Consider the following 21,477-nt stretch of genomic DNA (forward strand, 5'->3'; position numbering starts at 1 on the left):
GGGCTCAGCCCAGCTTCTCCACTGTTTGCTCAATCGCGCCAAAAATGGTGTGCTCATTGTCATCATGCACGTCGATGCGCACGGTGTCGCCATGTTTGAGGAAGCCGGTTTTAAACTCGCCGGTCAGAATTTTCTCGACCATCCGTACTTCAGCGATGCAGCTATAGCCGAGGCCACCCTCGCTAACCGGTTTGCCGGGGCCTCCATCGCTGTCGCGGTTGGAGACCGTGCCTGAACCGATGATCGAGCCTGCGCCGATATTACGGGTTTTGGCGAGATGGGCGATCAGGACGCCGAAATCAAAGGTGCAGTCATCCGAGGCTATCGCACGGCCAAAGGGTTCGCCGTTCAGGTCAACCAGGAGCGTGCGGTGCAACTTGCCGTCCTGCCAATAATCGCCCAGCGCATCGGGGGTGACAAACACCGGCGAGAAAGCGCTTGCCGGTTTCGACTGCACAAAGCCGAAACCCTTGGCGAGTTCACCGGGGATAAGGTTGCGCAGAGACACATCGTTCACCAGCCCGACAAGGCGGATATAACCGCGCGCTTCTTCGGGCGTGACGCCCTGCGGCACATCGCCGGTGACGACGACAATTTCCGCCTCAAGATCGCAGCCCCATGCCTCATCGGCGAGCTTGATCGGCGAGCGCGCGCCGCGCATATCGTCGGAGCCGCCCTGATACATTAGCGGGTCGGTCCAGAAGGTCTCCGGCATCTCGGCACCGCGCGCTTTGCGCACCAATTCGACATGGTTCACATAAGCGCTGCCATCGGCCCATTGATAGGCACGCGGCAGCGGCGCGGTGGCATCATGTTCGTGGAAACGCTCGCGCGGGATCGCCTCATGCTCGAGATCGCGGGCCAGCACTTCCAATTGCGGTGCGATCGTGTCCCAATCATCCAGCGCCGCCTGCAGGGTCGGGCAGATATGCGCCGCATCGGCATACCAGGCGAGATCATTCGAGACGACGACCAGACGGCCATCGCGGCCGGATTCTAGGGATGCCAGTTTCATTTATGCGTTTTCCTTATCTTCTTTTCTTATCACCGTTAGCCCTGAGCCTGTCGAAGGGCGTCTGTCCGTTACGAGAAACCGGCTTCGACAAGCTCAGCCCTTACGGTATTTATAGGCTATTTATTCCGCTTCCACGGCATCAGGGTCGACATGCAGCCATTGTGCATGTTGCGGCGCGGTTTTGGTTTTGCTCCACTCTTCCAGCATGTCCGGCGCGACGCGGCGCAGTTCGGCATATTGCTCCTCGCTGCCGATATTGCACGCCAGCTCCAGCCGATGGCCATTGGGATCGAAGAAATAGATCGAACGGAAAATGCCGTGATAGGTTGGACCCAGCACTTCAATGCCCTCAGCCTCGATATGGTCTTTTGCCGCGAGCAGCGCATCCATATCGGCAACCTCAAACGCTATATGCTGCACCCAGGCCGGGGTATTGGGGTCCTTGCCCATTTCCGGCTGATTGGGCAGTTCAAAAAACGCGATCACATTGCCGCCACCGCAATCGAGAAACACGTGCATATATGGGTCATAAGCCCCTGTAGATGGGACATAATCCTCGGCAAAGGCATTGGTATATTCCATGCCGAGGACTTTGCTGTACCATTGGACCGTCTCTTTCGCGTCCCTGCAGCGATAAGCGACATGGTGAATGCGCGAAATATTGGGGGCTGTGGTGGTCATATTTGGATACCTCCTAGCTGATAACGTCGCCCCCGCGAAGGCGGGGGCTGGGCTTATTCAAGCCACAAAGAAAGCCCTGGCCCCGCCTACGCGGGGCCGACGAAACGAGGCTTACTCCGCCGGTTCCTTATCCGCATCCAGTACGCCACGGGCAATCTGGTCGCGTTCTATGCTCTCGAACAGCGCCTTGAAATTGCCCTCGCCAAAGCCGTCATCGCCCTTGCGCTGGATAAATTCAAAGAACACCGGACCGATTTGCGGTTCGGCAAAAATCTGCAGCAGCAGGCGGGAATTGCCGTCTTCAGTGGTGCCGTCGAGCAAGATACCGCGCATCTTCAGCTCGTCCGGGTTTTCACCATGGCCGGGCAGACGCTCATCGAGCATCTCATAATAGGTCGCTGGCGGTGCGGTCATGAACGGTACGCCGAGCTTTTTCAGCCGGTCCCAACAGCCGAGCAGATCGTCACAGATCAGCGCGATATGCTGGATACCCTCGCCGTTAAATTCACGCAGGAATTCCTCGATCTGGCCCTTGCCGCCCTCGCCTTCTTCGTTGAGCGGGATTTTGATCTTGCCGTCAGGCGCGGTCAGCGCCTTGGAGGTCAAGCCGGTATATTCGCCCTTAATGTCGAAAAAGCGGATTTCACGGAAGTTGAACAGCTTCTCATAATAATCGGCCCAATAGGCCATGCGGCCGGTGTAAACATTATGGGTCAGGTGATCGATCAGCTGGAAACCGGCGCCTTCGGGGCGACGGTCAACCCCGGGCAGATATTCGAAATCGATGTCGTAAATGGTCAGATCATCCTGACCAGTTTTGCCCTCATAGCGGTCGACCAGATAGAGGATCGCGCCGCCAATGCCGCGAATGGCGGGCAGGCGCAGTTCCATCGGACCGGTTTCGACATGCACCGGCTCGGCCCCGGCGGCGATCAGATGGTCATAAGCTTTGGCCGCATCATCCACCCGGAACGCCATACCGCAGGCCGAAGGGCCATGTTCGCGGGCAAAATACCACGCAGCGCTGCGCGGCTCGTAATTGATGATCAGGTTAATGCCACCCTGACGCCACAGGTCCACTTGCTTGCTGCGGTGCGTTGCGACATGGGAAAAGCCCATGGCCTCAAACACCGGCTCGAGCTGGCCCTTTTCGGGGGCGCAGAATTCGATAAATTCAAAACCGTCCAGACCGGCGGGGTTGGCAACATCAGAGGCTTTTGCAGTCACAGGGGCGTTCATGAGCAGGGTCTCCACAGATTAGGGGTGATCTGAAAATAGTATCATCTGTAACTATATTCCTTTTACACCGATTCTGCAATGCGCTTTTGCATGTCTTTTCCAAATTGCGCGCAGCGGTTATAGCGATGCGATAAAGGTCGCATAATATCTCCATGGGCAGGGAGCATGATTATGGGCTGGTCCGACGGCACAATCCTGATCAATATCGGCGCGATCATCTATATCATCGCCTTTGCGGTGCGCGGCGAGTTGACGCTGCGCATTCTCACGCTGATCGGTAATGGCTTTTACATCGCCTATTATCTCTTCGTGCCCGAGGTGACCTTGTGGGTCGCGATTGCCTCAACCACGCTGATGACCATCGCCAATGTTGTGGTGATGAGCCGCATCGCGCTGGAGCGTACCACATGGGGCATGAGCGATGAGGACAAGGCGCTCTATAGCCGTTTCGACAATTTCAATCCTGGCCAGTTCCGCCGCCTGCTCAAAGCGGCAACCCGGCTCTCCGGCGAACAGGATTTGCGGCTAACGCTGGAAGGGCAAATCCCTGAACGGCTCTATTTTTTAACCGACGGCACCGTGCATGTAAGCAAAGGCCGCGACAGCTTCCCGTTACGAGAGAATAATTTTATCGGCGAGGTCGCCTGGCTACTCAACGGCCCGGCCAGCGCGACGGTGATCAGCAGCGACAATGCCGAGATACTTGCCTGGGACAGCACCGCCTTGCGCAAGCTCTGCGACAAATGGCCCGATATCGACAACGCCCTGCGCGCACGAATAAACCGCGATCTGGCGCAGAAATTGTCAGGCAGCGTGCAGCAGGTGGAGGCGGCGTAGAACGACCTATCCATCTCTCGTCGGCCCCGCGCAGGCGGGGCCTGGGCTTTTAAGCAGTCTCGCACAAAGCCACAAAGGCACTAAGATATCTGCATCAAAGGCACCGCGTCTTTGTGCCTTTGTGTCTTTGTGCGAAATAAAAATTAGCCCTGGCCCCGCCTGCGCGGGGCCGACGAAAGCATAGAACTAAGCGTTAGTATCTATTCCTCATCCCGCAACGCATCACTCGCCTCGCGCAAGCGGGTCAGCATGTCGCGCATCTGCGTCTCTTCCTCTGAGGACAAAACCGCAAAAATCCGCCGTTCCATATCCTCGGCCAAGGGCATGATCTCGCCATAAAGCTCCGCGCCCGTTGCCGTCAGCGCCAGTTGGTGCGAGCGGCCATCGCTGGCATGGGGCGCGCGGGCGATCAGCTTGCGCTCGACCAGCGCCTTGCAGGCGCGGTTGACCGCTACCTTGTCCATCCGGGTGACCGCCACCAGTTCACGCTGCGTCGCCTGTTCCAGATCGCCCAGCACCGCCATAATCCGCCATTCGGTGATCTTGAGGCCAAAGCGGCTGCGATACTCCTCGGCGATGAGATTACTCACCGCATTGGTAGTGATCGAGAGTTGATAGGGCAGAAAATCCGCCAGCCTTGTGCGGTCATTCTCAGCCATCACAACCGCACATTCAGGCCGAGCCAGAAGGTCTGCGGCCGGGCGCGCTCAACCACGCCAGCACCGCTGATCCCGGCCTGCACTTCGGCATCGAAAAGATTTTCCACCCAGCCCTCCAGCATCAGCTTCTCGCTCAGCCGATAATTGGCGCGCGCATCGAGCGTGAAGGCATCATCAAGCAGCCTGGTATTGCCGTCATCCTCAAACTGGCTACCAATATAGCGCAGCGTGACACCGGCACTGACATCGTTGCGGCGCGGCTGCCAGTCGAGCGAAGCATTGGCAAAATGCTGCGGCACCTGCGCTGGACGCAACCCGTCAATCGCCGTCTGCGCACCGGCATTACCTGCAACCTCGCTATCGACATAGGCATAACCCGCTGACAGGCTGAACGCGCCAATATCAATCGCGGCATCAATCTCGACACCCAGCGCATCGACAGCATCCAAATTCTGGCGCTGGCGAAATACCCCTGCCCCGGAGACAAAACCGACACCGGGGAAAAGGCCGGGACCACTATCGAGCGTCACGTTGGCAATGGCATTATCCAGCTGGTTGTAGAAGACCGTGCCGCTGAAGCGCAGCGTGTAGATTTCCCAATCCAGGCCCAGTTCAACCCCGCGCAGACGCTCGGGTTCGAGCAATTCATTGGCGGCGGTCGCATCGGCACCGACACGGAAAGGACGGTAAAGCTCATTCAATGTCGGCAAGCGCCAGCCAAGATAGGCCGCGCCGCGCAGCGTCAACAGGCTGGCGGCATCATAGGCGAAACCGATCCGCCCGGTGCCTTCAAACCCATCACGATCGGCGAAGCTGTCATCGCTGCGTATCTGTCCGGCAATATCAGGGGCCAGCTCAAATTCGCGGCGGAAGCCATTGGCAATCGACCAATAATCCAGTCGCCCACCGCCGGTGAGCAAAAAGGTCGGCGTGACCTGCCAGCTCGCCTCGACATAGCCGCCAAGCGTATCGGTACGACCTCCGGCATTGCGCCCGCGCAAAGGCGCTGCATTCTGGAAGAAGAAGCGTTCGTTCGTCTCGCCAATAGTGCGCCGCCAATCGCCCCCAATGCGCAGCTCGGCATTATCCCCGACGGGCGGGCGGATCTCGAACTTTGCGCCCAGCCCGGTGCTCGGCACATTAAACTGATCAAGCACCTGGCGCACCGAATTGCGGTCGGCGGTCACAGCGCCAAAGCTGGTTTGAAACTCGCGCAATTGCAGATAGGCCAGCGCCTCCCATTGCCAGCGCCCGCGCGACACCAGCCGTACCGAAGCATCGGCACCATCATTGCGGTTATCGCTGAATGCAAAGCCGCGCTCGCGCTCATCGCTATAGGCGCGGATATTGGCCTGTATCTCGGTATCGTCGCTGAGCGGCGCGACAAAACGCGCGCCAAAGCCATATTGCTGATATTCCGCCGGGCGATCAACGCTGCCGCGCTGTTCTTCAATCACCGGGATAAAGCCGTCGCCGCGCGCATATTGCGCCGAGAAGGTCAGCCCGCCACTGCCCAGCTTCTGCTCGGCGGCGATATTAGCTTCCAGGCTGTCGCGGCTGCCATAGCGGACATTGCCTGAATAACGGCTCTGCCCGGCGACGCCAAAGCTGGAAAGGTCAATCGTCCCGGCCAACGCCCCGGCACCATCGCTGCCCGTACCGCCGCCACGACGGACACGGACATTCTCGATGGCGAGAGCATCATAACCGGGAAAGCTGACCCAGCCGCCAAAGGGATCGGCCTGGGGCACACCATCCAGTGTCAGCAAGGCGCGGCTCGCGGCATTGCCCCCCAAACCGCGCAGGGTCACGCCCTGGCTGGTCGGGTTGGCCGAGCGCGAATCCGAACGGCGAAATTGCTGCAGCCCCGGCACATTGCGCAGCGCATTTTCGATGCGACCGCTGGCTTCATTGGCCAGTTCACGCGGCCCGATCTCGCTGACGGCATAGGCTTTATTGCCCAAAGGGTCGTCGAGCGGAGCGCCAAGCACGGTGATGTTTTCGCGCGTAGCGGCTGGATCGTCTATCTCCACCGATGGTTCGCTGCCATCATCAGGCGTGCAGTCGATCAACAGGCACGGGTCCGGCTGATCCTGCGCGATGGCGGCAGCGGGCATGCAAACCAACGCAAGCGCAGCTGTCGAAGCAGCAGGAAGCAAAAGATGCGAAGACATTATTCGGGGGCAATCCTGTCAGGGTGGGCAGCCTTGAAGGCTTCATGTTCGCCAAGTTCAGCATGGATGCGCGCCAGCTTCGGGAAACTTTCCATAGCAAGCTCAAAACGCTCGGCATTATACATTTGCGCGGTCAGGCAGATATCGGTGAGGTTCGGGGTCTCGCCACCAAAAACACCCAGCTCCGGCGCGGCCTGTTCCAGCGCGGTATAGCCCAAAGTCATCCAATGGTGCATCCATTGCACCACATCATCCTGTGAATGATAAAACGGGTCTTTCAAATATTGCCAGACGCGCAAATTGTTGATCGGGTGGATATCGGCGATAATCGCCATCGCATCGGCCAGCACCCTGGCGCGCGCTGCGGGGTCTTCGGGCAGCATACGCGGCTCGGGGAAACGCGCATCGAGATAATCGATAATCGCCAGCGACTGGCTGAGATCATGGCCGTCTATGTGCAGCATCGGCACCAGCCCTTGCGGATTGCGCGCTGTATAGGCGGCACTGCGCTGATCGCCATCGACCAGATTGACCCATTCGGTACGATACGCCACGCCCTTCAGATTGAGCGCCAGCCGCACCCGATAGGCTGCGGTCGAGCGGAAATAGTCATACAGGACAATCTCGGACATGATGCTATCCTTAAGCGGGAATGGCCGCGCACCATGATAAGCACCTGCGATGAATGCAACCTTTGTTTCGCGAATGTCGGCCAATAGTATCAATCGTCGTTCCGGACTTGGGTTCATGGCCATCGCAATAGATTTCGTCGGCCCCGCGCAGGCGGGGCCAAGGCTTTCTTTTTGACTCACGCAAAGACGCGAAGACGCAAAGAGTGTTCTTCTTTGTGAGGTCTCTTCGTGTCTTTGCGTCTTAGCGTGAAAGAAATAGCCCTGGCCCCGCCTGCGCGGGGCCGACGAAAGGCAAGACTGCAATTTGCCTAGGTTTCCCGAGCGAAGCCCCCTAAAGCTGTGCCATGTCTGAAGCTGCTTCCATCATCCTCCGTCTCTTCGCCAAATATCCGGTGCCCGGCTATGCCAAGACGCGGCTGATCCCGGCGCTGGGAGAGGCAGGCGCGGCGGCGCTGCACCGCACTCTGGCGCATCGGACCTGCCAGACTCTGATCGCCAGCGAGCAGCCGGTGGTGGTGCATTATGCAGGCGCAGAGGAAACAGCGTTTCGCGAATGGCTGGGCGATATGCCGGATTATGCCGAGCAACCTGAGGGTGATTTGACCGACCGTCTGCTCGCAGCGCTAGGTTCAGGACCGCAAATTTTTTTCGGTGCCGATACCCCCGATTTGACCGTCGCGATTGTCGAGCAAGCCGTTGCCGCGCTGGCGACACATGATGTGGTTATCGGCCCGGCAGAGGATGGCGGCTATTATCTTATCGGCATGGCGCGTCCGCTGCCTGAACTGTTCTGCGATATGCCATGGAGCACCGACAAGGTGCTGCCGACCACTTTGGTGCGGTTGAAGGCGATGGGTATTGTCCCGGCGGTGCTGGACACATTGGCCGATTGCGATCGCCCCGAAGACCTGACACGCTGGCCTGAACTTGTCAAAAGCCTTCAGCCATGACCGTAGAGCAGGTCACCATATTAATCCCGACATGGCAGGAGGAAGAGGCTCTGCCTGCTACCATCGCCAATATCGCCACCATGGACCCGCCGCCCGATGAGGTATTGCTGGTCGATGGCGGCAGCGATGATGCAACGGTGCAGCTGGCAAAGCAGGCCGGTTTCCGTGCCATTATCGCGCCCGAAAAAGGGCGTGGGCCGCAGATCAACCATGGTGTCGAACAGGCCAAGGGGCCGATCATCCTGATCCTGCATGCCGACAGCATATTGCCGCCCGATGCCATTGCCCACGTCCGCCAGACGCTGAGCAATCACAAGATATCGCTCGGCACCTTTCTGCCGATTATTCGCGGCAAAAAAACCCGATGGGGCACGACGCTGCATAACTGGATCAAGACCTGGTATCCGATTGTCACCCATCCGCATCTGTTCGTGCGCGGGGTGCGGCTGTTATTCGGCGACCATGCGATGTTCTTCCGCCGCGAGGATTTTCTGGCGATTGGCGGCATCCCGGATGATGCGACAATCATGGAAGAGGCCGACCTGTGCATTGGCATGGCGACGCGCGGTAAGCTTAATATGACGCGCAAGCCGGTGATCACATCAGACCGCCGCATCGCCCATTGGGGCCCGCTCAAGGCCAATTATCTCTATCTCAAAATCGGCATTATGTGGAGCTTTGGCGTGCGGAAGAAGCTGGAGGATATTTACCCGGATGTGCGGTGACTGATAGCGCGTCATTGCGAGGAGCGAAGCGACGAAGCAATCCAGAGCACCAAGCGCGAGTGGCTCTGGATTGCTTCGCTACGCTCGCAATGACGATCTGTTAGATTAAGGAATCACTTCCAGTCGAGAAAGCCAGTGCCGTGGCAATACTCTACCATTCGCCGCAGCGCCGCCTTGTCGATATGCGGCGCGGCAATCCCGGCTTTCTCGGCCAGAATACGGCTTTCAAACAGCGGTACCCGGGCGAAATAATCAAAAAACTGCGCCCCGACCTTGCGATGCACCATCAGGCTGCGACGGTCGAGCTGGTCAACATCATAGGCATCGGGATGAACGATCTCAGCCGGGTACGCGCGCGGATATTCGGCAACGATTTCGAGCATATCGGCGAGCGGAAAGGGTTTATCGGCAACCAGATGCACCGCATCGCCATCAAACTGCGCCATATTCTCAGCCATTGCCATCAGCCCGGAAACAACATGATCGAGCGGCACAATGGCGAAAGCCGCGCCATCAATCGCCGGCACCTGTTTCAGCAATGGCGAGCCGAAAAGGCGAAACAGATGATAGAAATCATCCTGACGCGGAATAGCGCCATCGGATAACCGACCGACAATGATGCTTGGCCGGGCGATGGCGGCGATCAGTTCCTCTTGCCTGGCCGCCATCACATGGCTTTCAGCGATAGCCTTGGAACGCTCATAACCATTGGTAAACTCGCGTTCTGGATCGGCTGGCGCTTCGGGCACCAAGCCATCAGCGCGACCACAACTATAGGCCGTGGAAACATGCAGCAACCTCGCCCCAAGCTGCTGCGCCAGCGCCACCGCATGGCGCGCACCGCCAATATTGACGGCTTCGTAAACCGCATCGCTGGCAGTAAAATCGGTGGTCGCGGCGCAATGGATGAGCAGATCGATTTCCCCCGGAATCTGCTCCATTGCAAAACCCGGTGCACTAACATCACCCTGCACCGTTATAATCTCATCAGCGCGATTTCGGCTCTCGATATCGAGCACCTGCCGACCCTCACCGCGCACCACCGCTATCACCTTATGCCCGGCGTCCAACAACGCTCCGGCCAAGGCACCGCCCACCAATCCGGTGGCTCCGGTCAACAGGACAGTAAGGGGATCAGACTGAGTCACAGATGCACTTTCAGGAGGATTCGCCTTGTCATCAAAGAGATGTTAGAGGCGCGCAAGACATGCTCTGGCAATGGCCAGTTTTTTCTTTCAAAATCAAGCCAGAACGTAACCATCCTCATTGTCGAAGCGAAACAACAGACATGACCTATACACATGACATTATCGTGCTGGGCGCAGGCTCAGCGGGGCTTACGGCAGCGGGTGGCTGCGCGATGCTGGGGCTGAATGCGGCACTGGTGGAGCGCGGTGAGATGGGCGGCGATTGCCTCAATACCGGCTGCGTTCCTTCCAAGGCGATCATCGCCGCAGCACATCGTGCACACGACATGCGAACTGCCGACAAATATGGCATCAAAGGGACGAAACCCACAGTCAATTTCCAGTCGGTGCATGATCATATTCATGCCGCTATTGCGACCATAGCGCCTGAAGACAGCCAGGAACGGTTTGAGGAAATGGGCGTCGATGTCATTCGCGGCAATGCCAGCTTTGCCGGGCCAAAATCGATCACCGTCGCGCTGAATGATGGCGGCACATGCGAGATCAGCGCGCCGCGTATCGTTATCGCTACCGGCAGCCGTCCCTTTGTGCCACCGATCCAGGGCATTGAGAATGTACCATTTATGACCAATGAGGACATCTGGAACCTAACCGAATTGCCGGAGCATCTGATCGTTCTCGGCGGTGGACCGATTGGTATGGAAATGGCGCAAAGCTTCAAGCGGCTGGGCAGCGATGTGACCGTCGCTACCGTTGGTAGACCTTTTCCCAAAGATGATGACGAAGCTGCTGAAATCGTTATCGAAAGACTGCGCAGCGAAGGCATTGTCATAAACAAAAATGCCCGTGCTCAATCGGTGCGAATGGAGGACAAGACCATAATCCTCACCACCGATAGCGGCGAGGAAATCACCGGTTCGCACCTGCTGATTGCTACCGGCCGCGAGGTCAATTTTGATGGCCTCAATCTGGAAAAAGCGGGCGTCAAATATGGCAAGGCCGGTATCGAGGTAGATGCCCGCCGCCGCACGAATCAGAAGCATATCTATGCCATTGGCGACTGCCGCCCGGGTCCGCATTTCACCCATGCCTCGGGCTATGAGGGCTCCAACATCGTCCTTGAAGTGGCTTTTGGACTGCCAACCAAGGTCAATTATAAAGCCCTACCCTGGGTCACCTATGTTGATCCAGAACTGGCGCAAGTTGGCCTCACCGAAAAAGCAGCACGCGAAAAATACGGTGACAAGATCACCGTCTGGCGCGAGGATTTCTCGCATAATGACCGCGCGATCACCGAGCTGGAAACCACGGGCTTTGTGAAGATCGTCAAGAAAGGCGGCAAGGTCATCGGTGCTACCATTGTCGGCGCACATGCCGGGGATATGTTGCTGCCCTGGTCCATGGCGATTGCGGGCAAGTCCAACACCTTTGGCATGGCCAGCCTGATCGTCCCCTACCCCAACCGCGCCGAGCACAGCAAAGCCGCCGCCTTCGCCTCGGATGAAGCCAAGGTGTTCAATAAATGGACCAAGGGTTGGGCGGCTTTTCTGGCGAAGCTGCGGCGGTAAAAAGTCAGGGTACTTAGCTCTCAGTCCATCTAACCCGCGCAAGCGGAAACCGCGATTGTTTTCACACAAAGCCACAAAGGCACCAAGGCATAATTCTAGATAACAACGCTTTGTGCCTTTGTGGCTTTGTGTGAGTCAAAAAGATAGCTTTGGTCCCGCTGTCGCTGCGCCGATAGTCTAGCGCAGCTAAACAGCAGCAAAGAGTGTAATAGTCTGTAAAGCTTCAACTCTATTCATTGCTCATTCAATGCCGGACAAGCAGTGTGAGCGAAGTATCCCGGGAGACCATCATGCGTGCCGCTATCGCTACTGCCATCCTTGCCCTGACTTTGCCGAGCGCGCTTGCCGCCCAAGATGACGCACCAATAATTAATCGTGAAGCACAGGTAGATTATCAGGGCTTTGCTGACCTTACCAAGGAAGTTCTCGACTATCGCATGCCGCGACTGGTGGATGCGGAGGAGTTCAATCAGCGCGCCGCCAAGGATAATGTGCTGATCCTCGACACCCGTTCCGCAGCGGCCTTTGCTGCGGGGCATGTTGAAGGCGCAGTCAACCTGCCTTTTTCCGAGTTTACCGACGATAAATTGCGCAAGGTGATTGGCGATGATCAGGACCGTGAAATCCTGATCTATTGCAACAATAACTTCGCCGAAAACGCGCCGCCCATCCCGTTGAAACGGGCACCGTTGGCGCTCAATATCCCGACATTTATCAACCTTTACGGCTATGGCTATCGCAATGTGTATGAGCTGGATGGCAGCTATTGGCTTGCTGACAAGCAAATAGCCTGGGCCGGAGAGATTCCGAATCCTGGTCGGCTTTCCGGCCCGGTTCAGCTCCAACTGCGGCAGCCCGAATAATAGAGTTGATGCCGCTGGTGACAGACATTTGACAAGCGGCTAATCTGCGGTTTTCCAGCAAAAGGAAACCGCATCATCGCCAGCCAGCCAGACCCTGCCGCCAGCCCTTTTGCACTGGCCGAAGCCAAGCCGCTCGATCCGGCAAAATTTCGCGATCCCGATATCACTGCCAAGGGCGAAAAACGCGCCTCGGTTGATATGCGCGGACTGGACACGCTGTGGATCAACACCGGCACCTTGTGCAATCTCGCTTGCGCCTCCTGCTATATTGAGAGCAGTCCGAAGAATGATGCGCTGGTCTATATCCGGCATGATGAGGTGCTCGCCTATCTCGACGAGATCCGCGACGAAGGCCTTCCAACGCGCGAGATCGCCTTTACCGGCGGTGAGCCGTTTATGAACCCGGATATTATGCCGATCCTGGAGAGTTGTCTGGAGCGCGGTTTCTCGGTGTTGGTGCTGACCAATGCGATGCGGCCGATGCGGCGGCATGAGGAGGCGCTGCTGGCGTTGCATAAAGACTATCGCGACCGGCTAACGCTAAGGGTCAGCCTCGACCATTATAGCAAGCCGGTGCATGAAGCAGAACGCGGCACGGATAGCTGGGACAAGGCGATGGCTGGACTGCGCTGGCTTTCGGATAACGGCTTCCGCATTGCCATTGCCGGGCGGCATCTGGCCAGTGAAACTGACGCGGAAGCACGTGCCGGATTTGCCGCTCTGTTCGACAATGAAGGGCTGCACATCAATCTCGATGATCCCAATGAGTTCGTGCAGTTCCCCGAAATGGACGCCAGTGCCGATATCGCCGAGATCACAACCGAATGCTGGGATATTCTCAGTGTCGATCCCGCCTCTATCATGTGCGCCACCAGCCGCATGGTGGTGAAGCATAAGGGCGCTGAAAAGCCCACGGTCGCTGCCTGCACCTTGCTGCCTTATGATCCGCAATTCGATATGGGCCAGACACTCAAAGAGGCGTCTCAGTCGGTGAAGCTCAACCACGCCCATTGCGCGCGTTTCTGCGTGTTAGGAGGCGCGAGTTGTTCAGGGTGAAGGATTATCCTCCCCAAGCTTGTCTTGGGGAGGAAATTCTCTTACCCCCGCATCGCAGCTTTGATCGGCTCCGATGTTACCGGATAGCCCAGACCATCAGGCACACAGAGATGCGGTTCGCCCCCGCGTTCCTCAACAAAGGGCGTAACCAGTTCGGGCGGATGTACCGCGACATGGGCAACCAGCGCGTCATAGCTCTCGCATTGCGCCAGTTTTTCCAGATTGCGTCGCGTCGGGAAGATAATCTTGATCTCCTCACGCTCGGCACGGTCCAGCACCTCTTGCGCTGTGGCCCAGAAAAGCGTGCGGTTTTCGGTATCATCCACCACCGCCTGCGCTTCGGGCATTGTCGCCCGCGCTATGTAGAAGCGGGTATCGAACACCCGTTTCTCGTTGAACGGCGGGCGCCAACGGGCAAAATAGGTCAGGCTTTGCGGCTCCAACTCCAGCCCATAGCCATCCACCACCGCATCAAAATGGCTGTCACCAGAAGCCTCGGCGCGAATGGCTTCAATCGCCTCATCGGCGGGCATGGTCTTCATCGCCACGGGATAGCGTGCCTCTTCAATCGTCTCGCGGATCGCGGCAATGCGCCCCGCCATATCGGCCAATGGCTCGTCAATATCGCTATCTGGGCCACGATCCAGAAAACGCCGCGCCAGCACATAATCCCCGCTATCGACACGTCCACCGGGAAACACCACCGCACCGGCGGCAAAAGCCATCTTGCCCGAGCGCTCCACCATAAGCAGGCGCGGAGGACCATCGGGCTGATCCGCCGCGACAATAATCGTCGCCGCAGGGGTGGCCTGGATAAGAGGTTTGCCGGTTAGCGGGTCTGTTTTCGGGAGATCATTCATAATAGCAGGAATGGCTGAGTGCAGATAGCGTTGCAAGGGAAACAGGGCATTTTATTGCCAGACTGCAAGAAATGTCGATATTTCTTACATTTTTCAATATGTTAAGGTTCTGCTAACCATCTAAGCTTCTGTTTTCCCAAGAATAGCCAAAACTGGCACAGGGCCTGCATATTTTACAGGGTCTCAAATGGTTCACTTGGAAGGCGGTCTGCTTTTCTGGTCTCTTGCAGACCGCCTCCCCGATTAGGGTCACACCCTGGTTCCCAAGGGATTAAGTCGATTACCCGTCAGGCTTTATTCCCACAAAAGAAAAGCCGCACGCTTCCCGACAGAAGGTGCGGCTTTTTTTGTTTCTGAAACTGTGGTTCGCGCGCTTACTCGGCCTCCGCCTTGGCAACCTGCTTTTCGTCCATCAGCGTTTCCAGTTCACCGGCCTCGAACATTTCCATCATAATGTCCGAACCGCCGATAAATTCGCCTTTGACATATAGTTGCGGGATGGTCGGCCAGTCGGAATAGGTCTTGATGCCCTGACGCACTTCCATGTCCTGCAGTACATCGACACTGTCATATGCGACGCCGAGACGATCAAGAATGGCGATGGCGCGGCTGGAAAAACCGCATTGCGGGAAAAGCGGCGTGCCCTTCATAAACAGCACAACGTCATTGTCTTTGACGGTCTTTTCTATTCTCTCATGGGTGGCATCGGTCATAGTTCTGTTCCTGCTAGTGGGGGGATATGGTCAAGAAGTGGGGACCGCGGTGGTCAGTTGCAAGGCGTGAAGCACACCGCCCATGCGTCCGCCGAGCGCAGCATAGACCGCCTTGTGCTGGTTGACTCGGCTTTGCCCACGAAAGCTTTCGGACACGACATGCGCCGCATAATGGTCGCCATCGCCCGCCAGATCGGTGATTGTCACCTCGGCATCGGGGATCGCTTCGCGGATCATCGTTTCAATATCTTCGGCCTGCATCGGCATGGTGCAACTGCCCTTTAGCTGTTTTCGGCTTCAAACTGACGACGCGCTTCGACCATCTGCTCGTCCATGGCGGCACGGATGGCGGCATCGTCAATGGCGACACCGGCATCGGTCAGATCACCGAGCAGCTTGCGCACTACATCTTCGTCACCGGCTTCTTCAAAATCGGCATGCACCACAGACTTGGCATAGGCTTCGCTTTCCTCTTGCGTCAGCGACATTTTCTCTGCTGCCCATTGGCCAAGCAGCTTATTGCGCCGCGCAGTGATGCGGAATTCCACTTCCTCGTCGCGCGCCATCTTGTTTTCAAACGCTTTTTCGCGATCGCTAAAACCGGTCATATAAGAGGTCTTTCCTGCTGAAATATTTTCTTAGCTGTAATCCGCCAAAGCGAGTCACGCAAGCAATCAGGCCCAATGCGCATAGCTTTCTACCATGTCTGCCCCGCGAAGGCGGGGCCAGGGCTTTTTTGATATTGAGTTAACTCGCGCGGAGACGCGGAGGCGCGGAGAAACCAACTCCGCGCCTCCGCGTCTCCGCGTGAATCATAAGAAGAAGCCTTGGCCCCGCCTGCGCGGAGCCGACGAAAAAAGTACTTGCCGAGATTACATCGTCACAACCAGCTTGCCGATAGCCTCACGATTAGCCAGCTTGGTGATCGCCTTTGGCGCATCGTCAAAGCTGAAGGTTTCGGAAATTTTCGGACTGATCTTGCCCGCTTCCCACAGTTCGAACAGCTCGGCGATATTGGCCTGATTACGCTGTGGCTCGCGCGCAGCAAAAGCGCCCCAGAAGACGCCACAGACATCACAACTTTTTAGCAGCGTCAGATTGAGTGGCAGTTTGGCGATACCTGCGGGGAAGCCGACGACAAGAAACCGCCCTTCCCAGGCGATTGAGCGCAATGCCGGCTCGCTATAATCGCCGCCGACCGCGTCATAGATAACATTGGCGCCATTCGGGCCAACCGCTTCCTTGAATTTCTGGCTGAGTTCTTTGGATTGTGCCTTATCGAATGGTTGACGGTCATAGATCACCGCTTCATCAGCACCGCTGGCCTTGGCGGCTTCAGCCTTGGCTTCGCTGGAGACGGCGGCAACAACGCGCGCGCCATAGGCTTTGCCCAGTTCCACTGCGGCCAGACCCACGCCACCAGCCGCGCCCAGCACCAGCAGCGTATCGCCTTCAGAGATATGGCCGCGATCCTTGAGCGCATGGATCGAGGTGCCATAGGTCATCAGCAGTGATGCGCCCTGCTCAAAAGAAAACGCATCGGGCAGGCGAAATACGCCGGCAGCAGCAACGGTGATCTTCTCGACCAGTCCGCCAAAGCCGGTCCCGGCAATGACGCGGTCGCCCACAGCATAATCGGTAACACCCTCGCCCACGGCTTCGACCACGCCGGCAATCTCACTGCCCGGAGCAAAAGGGCGTGGCGGACGGAGTTGATAGAGATCCTGAATTATCAGGGCATCAGGAAAGTTGATCGAACAGGCCTTGACCGCCACCAGCAACTCGCCTGCGCCGGGTGTCGGGTCGTCAATTTCGGTAATCTCCAGCGTATCGGGGCCACCAACTTCTTTCGACAAAAGCGCGCGCATCCTGTTCTCCTGATTATTATAGTTGGAAAGGGGAATTTTCGATTATTGAGGGACCAGCCAAGGCGTAACCTCAGCTTGATGCCGTTCATGGGCATCGATTGCATCTGCATTGGCCAAGGTCAATGCCACTTCATCGAGACCGTTCATAAGGCAGTGCTTGCGGAACGGGTCGAGCGTGAATTCAAAGCGATCCTGAAACGGTGTGGTGACCGTCTCGGTTTCCAGATCGATCATGATCTCATCACTCTTGGCAACTTCCAGCAACCGGTCAATCTGCTCCTGCGGCAGCTCCACCGTAACCAGGCCATTTTTGAATGCATTGCCGGCAAAAATATCGGAAAAACTCGGCGCGATTACCGCTGTGATGCCCATGTCGAGCATCGCCCAAACGGCATGTTCGCGGCTCGAACCACAGCCGAAATTATCGCCCGCAATCAATATCGGCGCGCCCTTATGATCGGGATCGTCAAACACATTGCCCGGCTCGGCCCGCACGGTCTCAAACGCGCCCTGCCCGAGCCCCTCGCGGGTGATGGTCTTGAGCCATTTGGACGGGATGATGATATCGGTATCGATATTCACCGCACCCCAAGGATAGGCGCGGCCTTCAACCTGTTTGACTGCCTTCATCGATCAGTCGCTTTCATATTGCTCACCCTCGGGCGGTGGCGGTGGAGGTGGTGCTTTGTCTCCGCCATTTTTGCGCTTGATGGCGCTGCGCCCGGCGTAAAGCAGTGCTGCCAATAAAGCCGCTGAGCCTACAGCGGCACCGACTTTCGCCCCGGTGGACCAGCCTTCGCCCGCACCTTCCTCTTTGTCATTGTCATTATCGCTCATGGGTAATCCTTTCAGAGCCCCCTTTTTTCTATGATGCGGTTATGCCAGCCGGTGCCTCAACCGGCAAGCTCCCGCACATCGGTCAACTTGCCGGTGATCGCCGCCGCCGCCGCCATGGCCGGTGAGAGAAGGTGCGTCCGCGCGCCTGGGCCTTGTCGGCCTTCAAAATTGCGGTTGCTGGTCGAGGCGCAGCGTTCGCCTGCGGGTACTTTATCTGGGTTCATTCCGAGACATGCCGAGCAGCCCGGCTCGCGCCATTCAAATCCGGCATTTTTGAACACAAGGTCGAGCCCCTCGGCCTCGGCCTGATGCTTGACCAGCCCCGACCCCGGCACGATCAGCGCGCTTTTGACATTATCGGCTTTCTTGCGCGCACCCACAACGGCCGCAGCGGCGCGCAGATCCTCAATCCGGCTATTGGTGCAGCTGCCGATAAACACATGGTCGATGGCGATATCAGTCATCGCCGTACCCGGCTCTAGCCCCATATAGGCCAGCGACTTCGCCGCCGCTGCCTGTTTGCCTGCATCACCAAAGCTCTCAGGCGTCGGTACATGGCCAGAAATGCCGACCACATCTTCTGGACTCGTGCCCCAGGTGACGCTGGGTTCGACATCGGCGGCATTGATGGTCACCGACTTGTCAAACACCGCCCCTTCATCGCTGCGCAGAGTCCGCCAATAATCACAAGCCGCATCCCATTGCTCACCCTTGGGTGCCATGGGTCGGCCGCGCAAATAGGTGAAAGTCGTGTCATCAGGCGCGATCAGGCCAGCGCGCGCACCTGCTTCAATCGACATATTGGCCATAGTCAGCCGCCCCTCAATCGACATGCGCTCAACAGCCCCGCCACGATATTCAATCACATGGCCTGTCGCGCCATTGGTACCAATGGTGCCGATGACATGCAGAATCAGGTCCTTAGGCGTAACGCCCAACGGCACGTCACCTTCGATCCGTACTTCCATGGTCGCCGATCTGCGCAGCAACAAGGTCTGCGTTGCCAGCACATGCTCCACCTCGCTGGTGCCGATACCAAAGGCCAGAGCACCCAGTGCGCCATGCGCCGAGGTATGGCTGTCGCCGCACACCAAAGTCGTGCCCGGCAGGGTAAAGCCCTGCTCCGGCCCGACAACATGGACAATCCCCTGATTGCGATGTGTCGCACCGAAATAGGGGATTTCGAAAGCCTCGACATTATTCTCTAACGCCGCCAGTTGCGCCGCGCTTTGCGGATCGGCAATCGGCAGACGCGAACCATCCGCCGCCAGTCTTGGCGTGGTCGGCAGATTGTGATCCGGCACCGCCAGTGTCAGGTCAGGGCGACGCACCTTGCGGCCCTGTTGCCGCAGCGACTCAAACGCCTGCGGACTGGTCACTTCATGCACCAGATGTCGGTCAATATAGATCAGCGCGGTGCCGTCATCGCGTTCGGAAACGACATGCGCGTCCCAGATTTTCTCATATAATGTCTTGGGGGGTGTATTCTCTGTCATAAACGTGGCTTTAGAGCGTTAAGCATCACAGCGAAAGTGTGATATGGATATTGCCATCAAAATCATTATGTAAAGGCTATATGACCGCTATTGTGCGGCTATCGAAATAAACGGGTCAGGCTATGAATATCTGGGTAATTCTGACGATCATCACCTTATCGGTGATCTTCATGGAATTTGTCGCCTGGTGGAGCCACAAATATATCATGCATGGCTGGGGCTGGGGCTGGCACCGAGACCATCATGAGCCGCATGATAATTTGCTGGAAAAGAACGACCTTTTCGCCGTGGTCGGATCGGTCACCGCGATGAGCCTGTTTGCCATGGGCGTCTTCGTCCATGAGGTGTTTTGGTGGATTGCAGTCGGCGTCACCATTTATGGCGGTATTTATACACTGATTCATGACGGGCTGGTGCACCAACGCTATTTCCGCTGGGTCCCCAAACGCGGCTATGCCAAGCGACTTGTACAAGCCCATAAGCTGCACCATGCCACCATCGGCAAGGAAGGCGGGGTCAGCTTCGGTTTTGTCTTCGCCGAAGACCCAGCCAAGCTGAAAAAAGAGCTGAAACGCCAGCGCCAAGAGGGTTTGGCCCAGGTGCGGCCTTCCGCGCAACTCGAGCCCGAGGTTGCGGCGGACTGAGGGCTTAGGCCCCCAATCATCTCACGCGGAGACGCGAAGACGCGGAGATTGTTGCACCTCCCTTTCGTTACAAAACTGCCTTTACATCGTCTGGACACCCTACTAGCAAAGGTAAAGCGTCTACGTATGTAGTCATTACTTCCGACGATCCCTTTGTTGGAAGCTTGAAAAGGAAATCTGCATGAAGTTTGCGTACTGGGTTGTTGCGCTCGCAACCTCTGTTCTGATGCTTATGTTCTCGCCAAATCTGTCGGCACAAGAACCGATTGTTTCTGTCAATGAGACTATAGTACGCTCCGATATCCTGGACGAAAACAGACCGATTATCGTCTCACTCCCCGATGGTTATGAGGATAGCGATGCCAATTATCCGGTGCTGTACATGCTGGATGGCCGGCAGAATATGCTGCACGCAATAGCAACGATGGACACATTGAGCTCGCTGGGCTTCGCGCCGAAAATGATCTTTGTCGGCATTGTCAGCACCAATCGTTCGCGCGATTACACGCCATCCGTTGTAGAGGGTGATGCCAATAGCGGCGGCGCTGCCAATTTCCTCGCCTTTCTTGAAACAGAGCTGATTCCGTCGATTGAACAAGAATACCGAACCAGCGACCACCGCATATTGGAAGGCCATTCCTTTGGTGGCCTGTTCGGTGCCTATGCCTTAATGGAACGCCCGGACCTGTTTGACGCCTATATCATTCTATCACCCGCCCTTTGGTGGGGTGGCGAAGAAATGAATGCCCGTGCCAAGACATATTTTGCCGACAACCCGCAACCGGCAACGCACATCTATTTCGGTATAGGACAGGAAGACGGCGATGGCATGCGTCAGGAATTGGGCCGTTTTGTCGAGACGCTGGAAACGGCAAAGCCAGAAGGCCTTATATGGCGGCATGACGAAATTGCAGGCGAGGATCATATGTCCGTCCGCCTGCCCGGCCATTATCAGGGACTGCGCTATGTGTTTGAAGATTTGCAGTTCACCATGGCGGATACCGGCTTCACCATAGACGACTTTATCGCGCATGAGGCCAATATCCGCGCGCGCTATGGCACGGCTGCCCGACAGCGCGAAGCTACCTATCACGATTATGGAATGGCACTGCTTCAGGCGGAACGTGCGGATGAGGCGGCGGCCATTTTTGAATATCTCGTCCAAGGCTATCCTGGCTATCACCCGAATTACAATTTTCTGGCAACAGCTTATGAGAAGCTGGGTCGGTGTGAATCTGCCATCGCCGCCTATGAAGACGCAGCCAAGGCTTCAACCACCCAAACCGGCACATTCACCCGCGCTGGCTATGAGGAGAAAGCCACCCGGCTGCGCGAGGCAATGGCGAATGGGGCTGAGATGTGTAAGGCTGAATAGGGCCAAACCATCGATAATCTCACGCAGAGACGGGAAGGCGCGGAGACCACATTAAAAAACCACCCAATTATATGATTATTCTGCGCGAGATATATTCACAGTATATGCTACTCTAGTAGAATTTCAGTAAGCTCTCA

General features: G+C 57.0%; 23 protein-coding genes. 8 read left to right on the forward strand and 15 right to left on the reverse strand.

The window, feature by feature from the left end:
• Positions 1-4 precede the first annotated feature (4 nt).
• The 3 genes from RB602_RS12305 to hppD form a co-directional block, all read right to left on the reverse strand.
• Positions 5-1,015 carry a fumarylacetoacetate hydrolase family protein gene (locus tag RB602_RS12305; RefSeq protein ID WP_317080878.1) on the reverse strand — a complete coding sequence of 337 codons (1,011 nt, stop codon included), beginning with the start codon at positions 1,013-1,015 and terminating at the stop codon, positions 5-7.
• Positions 1,016-1,135: 120 nt separating this feature from the next.
• Positions 1,136-1,696 (reverse strand): VOC family protein, encoded by a 561-nt coding sequence (locus RB602_RS12310; protein WP_317080879.1) that lies wholly within the window; start codon positions 1,694-1,696, stop codon positions 1,136-1,138.
• Between the two features lie 111 nt (positions 1,697-1,807).
• Positions 1,808-2,935 carry a 4-hydroxyphenylpyruvate dioxygenase gene (hppD, locus tag RB602_RS12315; RefSeq protein WP_317080880.1) on the reverse strand — a complete coding sequence of 376 codons (1,128 nt, stop codon included), beginning with the start codon at positions 2,933-2,935 and terminating at the stop codon, positions 1,808-1,810.
• A gap of 171 nt (positions 2,936-3,106) precedes the next feature.
• Here hppD and RB602_RS12320 point away from each other — a divergent pair, with 171 nt between their 5' ends.
• The gene (locus RB602_RS12320; protein WP_317080881.1) at positions 3,107-3,772 is read left to right on the forward strand and encodes a cyclic nucleotide-binding domain-containing protein; all 666 of its coding nucleotides are present in this window, start codon (positions 3,107-3,109) and stop codon (positions 3,770-3,772) included.
• Positions 3,773-3,972: 200 nt separating this feature from the next.
• On the opposite strand, the gene RB602_RS12325 is transcribed toward RB602_RS12320, so the two are convergent.
• Genes RB602_RS12325 through maiA form a run of 3 tightly spaced genes read right to left on the reverse strand, consistent with a single transcriptional unit; the run spans position 3,973 to position 7,237 of the window.
• Entirely contained in the window at positions 3,973-4,431 is a 459-nt protein-coding gene (locus RB602_RS12325) for a MarR family winged helix-turn-helix transcriptional regulator (protein WP_317080882.1), read from the reverse strand.
• Positions 4,431-6,548, reverse strand: a complete 2,118-nt coding sequence (locus RB602_RS12330) for a TonB-dependent receptor (protein ID WP_317080883.1) — start codon at positions 6,546-6,548, stop codon at positions 4,431-4,433. The genes RB602_RS12325 and RB602_RS12330 overlap by 1 nt, the downstream gene beginning before the upstream one ends.
• Before the next feature lie 56 nt (positions 6,549-6,604).
• Complete coding sequence (gene maiA, locus RB602_RS12335; protein WP_317080884.1) at positions 6,605-7,237, reverse strand: maleylacetoacetate isomerase; 633 nt, start codon at positions 7,235-7,237, stop codon at positions 6,605-6,607.
• 344 nt (positions 7,238-7,581) lie between these two features.
• On the opposite strand from maiA, the gene RB602_RS12340 reads away from it, so the two are divergent.
• Positions 7,582-8,187, forward strand: coding sequence for a TIGR04282 family arsenosugar biosynthesis glycosyltransferase (locus RB602_RS12340; protein ID WP_317080885.1), 606 nt, complete (start codon positions 7,582-7,584; stop codon positions 8,185-8,187).
• On the forward strand, positions 8,184-8,912 hold the full coding sequence (locus RB602_RS12345) for a glycosyltransferase (protein ID WP_317080886.1): 729 nt from the start codon (positions 8,184-8,186) through the stop codon (positions 8,910-8,912). The genes RB602_RS12340 and RB602_RS12345 overlap by 4 nt, the downstream gene beginning before the upstream one ends.
• Positions 8,913-9,025: 113 nt before the next feature.
• Here the strand turns inward: RB602_RS12345 and RB602_RS12350 are convergent, their stop codons facing one another.
• A complete protein-coding gene (locus RB602_RS12350) occupies positions 9,026-10,060 on the reverse strand; it encodes an SDR family oxidoreductase (protein WP_317080888.1) in 1,035 nt (344 codons plus the stop codon).
• Positions 10,061-10,200: 140 nt separating this feature from the next.
• Between RB602_RS12350 and RB602_RS12355 the strand changes: the two genes are divergently transcribed.
• The 3 genes from RB602_RS12355 to RB602_RS12365 all read left to right on the forward strand — a co-directional run bounded on the left by RB602_RS12355 (position 10,201) and on the right by RB602_RS12365 (position 13,547).
• Positions 10,201-11,628, forward strand: a complete 1,428-nt coding sequence (locus RB602_RS12355; RefSeq protein ID WP_317080889.1) for a dihydrolipoyl dehydrogenase family protein — start codon at positions 10,201-10,203, stop codon at positions 11,626-11,628.
• 263 nt (positions 11,629-11,891) lie between these two features.
• Positions 11,892-12,491, forward strand: a complete 600-nt coding sequence (locus RB602_RS12360) for a rhodanese-like domain-containing protein (protein WP_317080890.1) — start codon at positions 11,892-11,894, stop codon at positions 12,489-12,491.
• A gap of 198 nt (positions 12,492-12,689) precedes the next feature.
• A complete protein-coding gene (locus tag RB602_RS12365; protein WP_317080891.1) occupies positions 12,690-13,547 on the forward strand; it encodes a radical SAM protein in 858 nt (285 codons plus the stop codon).
• A gap of 41 nt (positions 13,548-13,588) precedes the next feature.
• On the opposite strand, the gene RB602_RS12370 is transcribed toward RB602_RS12365, so the two are convergent.
• From RB602_RS12370 to leuC, 8 genes are all read right to left on the reverse strand, one after another.
• Positions 13,589-14,407: an NUDIX hydrolase gene (locus RB602_RS12370; RefSeq protein ID WP_317080892.1), complete on the reverse strand. Its 819-nt coding sequence runs from the start codon at positions 14,405-14,407 to the stop codon at positions 13,589-13,591.
• 374 nt (positions 14,408-14,781) lie between these two features.
• A complete protein-coding gene (gene grxD / locus RB602_RS12375) occupies positions 14,782-15,120 on the reverse strand; it encodes a Grx4 family monothiol glutaredoxin (protein WP_317080893.1) in 339 nt (112 codons plus the stop codon).
• Between the two features lie 30 nt (positions 15,121-15,150).
• Positions 15,151-15,387, reverse strand: coding sequence for a BolA/IbaG family iron-sulfur metabolism protein (locus tag RB602_RS12380; RefSeq protein ID WP_317080894.1), 237 nt, complete (start codon positions 15,385-15,387; stop codon positions 15,151-15,153).
• Between the two features lie 14 nt (positions 15,388-15,401).
• Positions 15,402-15,728 (reverse strand): DUF1476 domain-containing protein, encoded by a 327-nt coding sequence (locus RB602_RS12385; RefSeq protein ID WP_317080895.1) that lies wholly within the window; start codon positions 15,726-15,728, stop codon positions 15,402-15,404.
• Positions 15,729-15,992: 264 nt separating this feature from the next.
• Positions 15,993-16,988: an NADPH:quinone oxidoreductase family protein gene (locus RB602_RS12390; RefSeq protein ID WP_317080896.1), complete on the reverse strand. Its 996-nt coding sequence runs from the start codon at positions 16,986-16,988 to the stop codon at positions 15,993-15,995.
• A 42-nt stretch (positions 16,989-17,030) separates the two neighbouring features.
• The gene (gene leuD / locus RB602_RS12395; protein WP_317080897.1) at positions 17,031-17,618 is read right to left on the reverse strand and encodes a 3-isopropylmalate dehydratase small subunit; all 588 of its coding nucleotides are present in this window, start codon (positions 17,616-17,618) and stop codon (positions 17,031-17,033) included.
• A gap of 3 nt (positions 17,619-17,621) precedes the next feature.
• Positions 17,622-17,825 carry an isopropylmalate isomerase gene (locus RB602_RS12400; protein WP_317080898.1) on the reverse strand — a complete coding sequence of 68 codons (204 nt, stop codon included), beginning with the start codon at positions 17,823-17,825 and terminating at the stop codon, positions 17,622-17,624.
• A gap of 56 nt (positions 17,826-17,881) precedes the next feature.
• Positions 17,882-19,321 carry a 3-isopropylmalate dehydratase large subunit gene (gene leuC / locus RB602_RS12405; RefSeq protein WP_317080899.1) on the reverse strand — a complete coding sequence of 480 codons (1,440 nt, stop codon included), beginning with the start codon at positions 19,319-19,321 and terminating at the stop codon, positions 17,882-17,884.
• A 122-nt stretch (positions 19,322-19,443) separates the two neighbouring features.
• Between leuC and RB602_RS12410 the strand changes: the two genes are divergently transcribed.
• Together RB602_RS12410 and RB602_RS12415 are read left to right on the forward strand one after the other, a co-directional pair.
• Entirely contained in the window at positions 19,444-19,965 is a 522-nt protein-coding gene (locus RB602_RS12410; protein ID WP_317080900.1) for a sterol desaturase family protein, read from the forward strand.
• Positions 19,966-20,146: 181 nt separating this feature from the next.
• Entirely contained in the window at positions 20,147-21,340 is a 1,194-nt protein-coding gene (locus RB602_RS12415) for an alpha/beta hydrolase (RefSeq protein WP_317080902.1), read from the forward strand.
• Positions 21,341-21,477: the final 137 nt, after the last annotated feature.

It is taken from the genome of Parasphingorhabdus sp. SCSIO 66989, from assembly GCF_032852305.1.
Classification (GTDB): domain Bacteria; phylum Pseudomonadota; class Alphaproteobacteria; order Sphingomonadales; family Sphingomonadaceae; genus Alterisphingorhabdus; species Alterisphingorhabdus coralli.

What these genes read in the sequence shown, in the direction of transcription:
- RB602_RS12400 (WP_317080898.1), bottom strand. Translation starts at nt 17,825, where the DNA reads ATGAGCGATAATGACAATGACAAAGAGGAAGGTGCGGGCGAAGGCTGG.
- RB602_RS12370 (WP_317080892.1), bottom strand. Translation starts at nt 14,407, where the DNA reads ATGAATGATCTCCCGAAAACAGACCCGCTAACCGGCAAACCTCTTATC.
- RB602_RS12390 (WP_317080896.1), bottom strand. Translation starts at nt 16,988, where the DNA reads ATGCGCGCGCTTTTGTCGAAAGAAGTTGGTGGCCCCGATACGCTGGAG.
- grxD (WP_317080893.1), bottom strand. Translation starts at nt 15,120, where the DNA reads ATGACCGATGCCACCCATGAGAGAATAGAAAAGACCGTCAAAGACAAT.
- RB602_RS12320 (WP_317080881.1), top strand. Translation starts at nt 3,107, where the DNA reads ATGGGCTGGTCCGACGGCACAATCCTGATCAATATCGGCGCGATCATC.
- RB602_RS12345 (WP_317080886.1), top strand. Translation starts at nt 8,184, where the DNA reads ATGACCGTAGAGCAGGTCACCATATTAATCCCGACATGGCAGGAGGAA.
- RB602_RS12355 (WP_317080889.1), top strand. Translation starts at nt 10,201, where the DNA reads ATGACCTATACACATGACATTATCGTGCTGGGCGCAGGCTCAGCGGGG.
- leuD (WP_317080897.1), bottom strand. Translation starts at nt 17,618, where the DNA reads ATGAAGGCAGTCAAACAGGTTGAAGGCCGCGCCTATCCTTGGGGTGCG.
- maiA (WP_317080884.1), bottom strand. Translation starts at nt 7,237, where the DNA reads ATGTCCGAGATTGTCCTGTATGACTATTTCCGCTCGACCGCAGCCTAT.
- RB602_RS12310 (WP_317080879.1), bottom strand. Translation starts at nt 1,696, where the DNA reads ATGACCACCACAGCCCCCAATATTTCGCGCATTCACCATGTCGCTTAT.
- RB602_RS12385 (WP_317080895.1), bottom strand. Translation starts at nt 15,728, where the DNA reads ATGACCGGTTTTAGCGATCGCGAAAAAGCGTTTGAAAACAAGATGGCG.
- RB602_RS12305 (WP_317080878.1), bottom strand. Translation starts at nt 1,015, where the DNA reads ATGAAACTGGCATCCCTAGAATCCGGCCGCGATGGCCGTCTGGTCGTC.
- RB602_RS12325 (WP_317080882.1), bottom strand. Translation starts at nt 4,431, where the DNA reads ATGGCTGAGAATGACCGCACAAGGCTGGCGGATTTTCTGCCCTATCAA.
- RB602_RS12410 (WP_317080900.1), top strand. Translation starts at nt 19,444, where the DNA reads ATGAATATCTGGGTAATTCTGACGATCATCACCTTATCGGTGATCTTC.
- leuC (WP_317080899.1), bottom strand. Translation starts at nt 19,321, where the DNA reads ATGACAGAGAATACACCCCCCAAGACATTATATGAGAAAATCTGGGAC.
- hppD (WP_317080880.1), bottom strand. Translation starts at nt 2,935, where the DNA reads ATGAACGCCCCTGTGACTGCAAAAGCCTCTGATGTTGCCAACCCCGCC.
- RB602_RS12340 (WP_317080885.1), top strand. Translation starts at nt 7,582, where the DNA reads ATGTCTGAAGCTGCTTCCATCATCCTCCGTCTCTTCGCCAAATATCCG.
- RB602_RS12380 (WP_317080894.1), bottom strand. Translation starts at nt 15,387, where the DNA reads ATGCCGATGCAGGCCGAAGATATTGAAACGATGATCCGCGAAGCGATC.
- RB602_RS12330 (WP_317080883.1), bottom strand. Translation starts at nt 6,548, where the DNA reads ATGCCCGCTGCCGCCATCGCGCAGGATCAGCCGGACCCGTGCCTGTTG.
- RB602_RS12415 (WP_317080902.1), top strand. Translation starts at nt 20,147, where the DNA reads ATGAAGTTTGCGTACTGGGTTGTTGCGCTCGCAACCTCTGTTCTGATG.
- RB602_RS12365 (WP_317080891.1), top strand. Translation starts at nt 12,690, where the DNA reads ATGCGCGGACTGGACACGCTGTGGATCAACACCGGCACCTTGTGCAAT.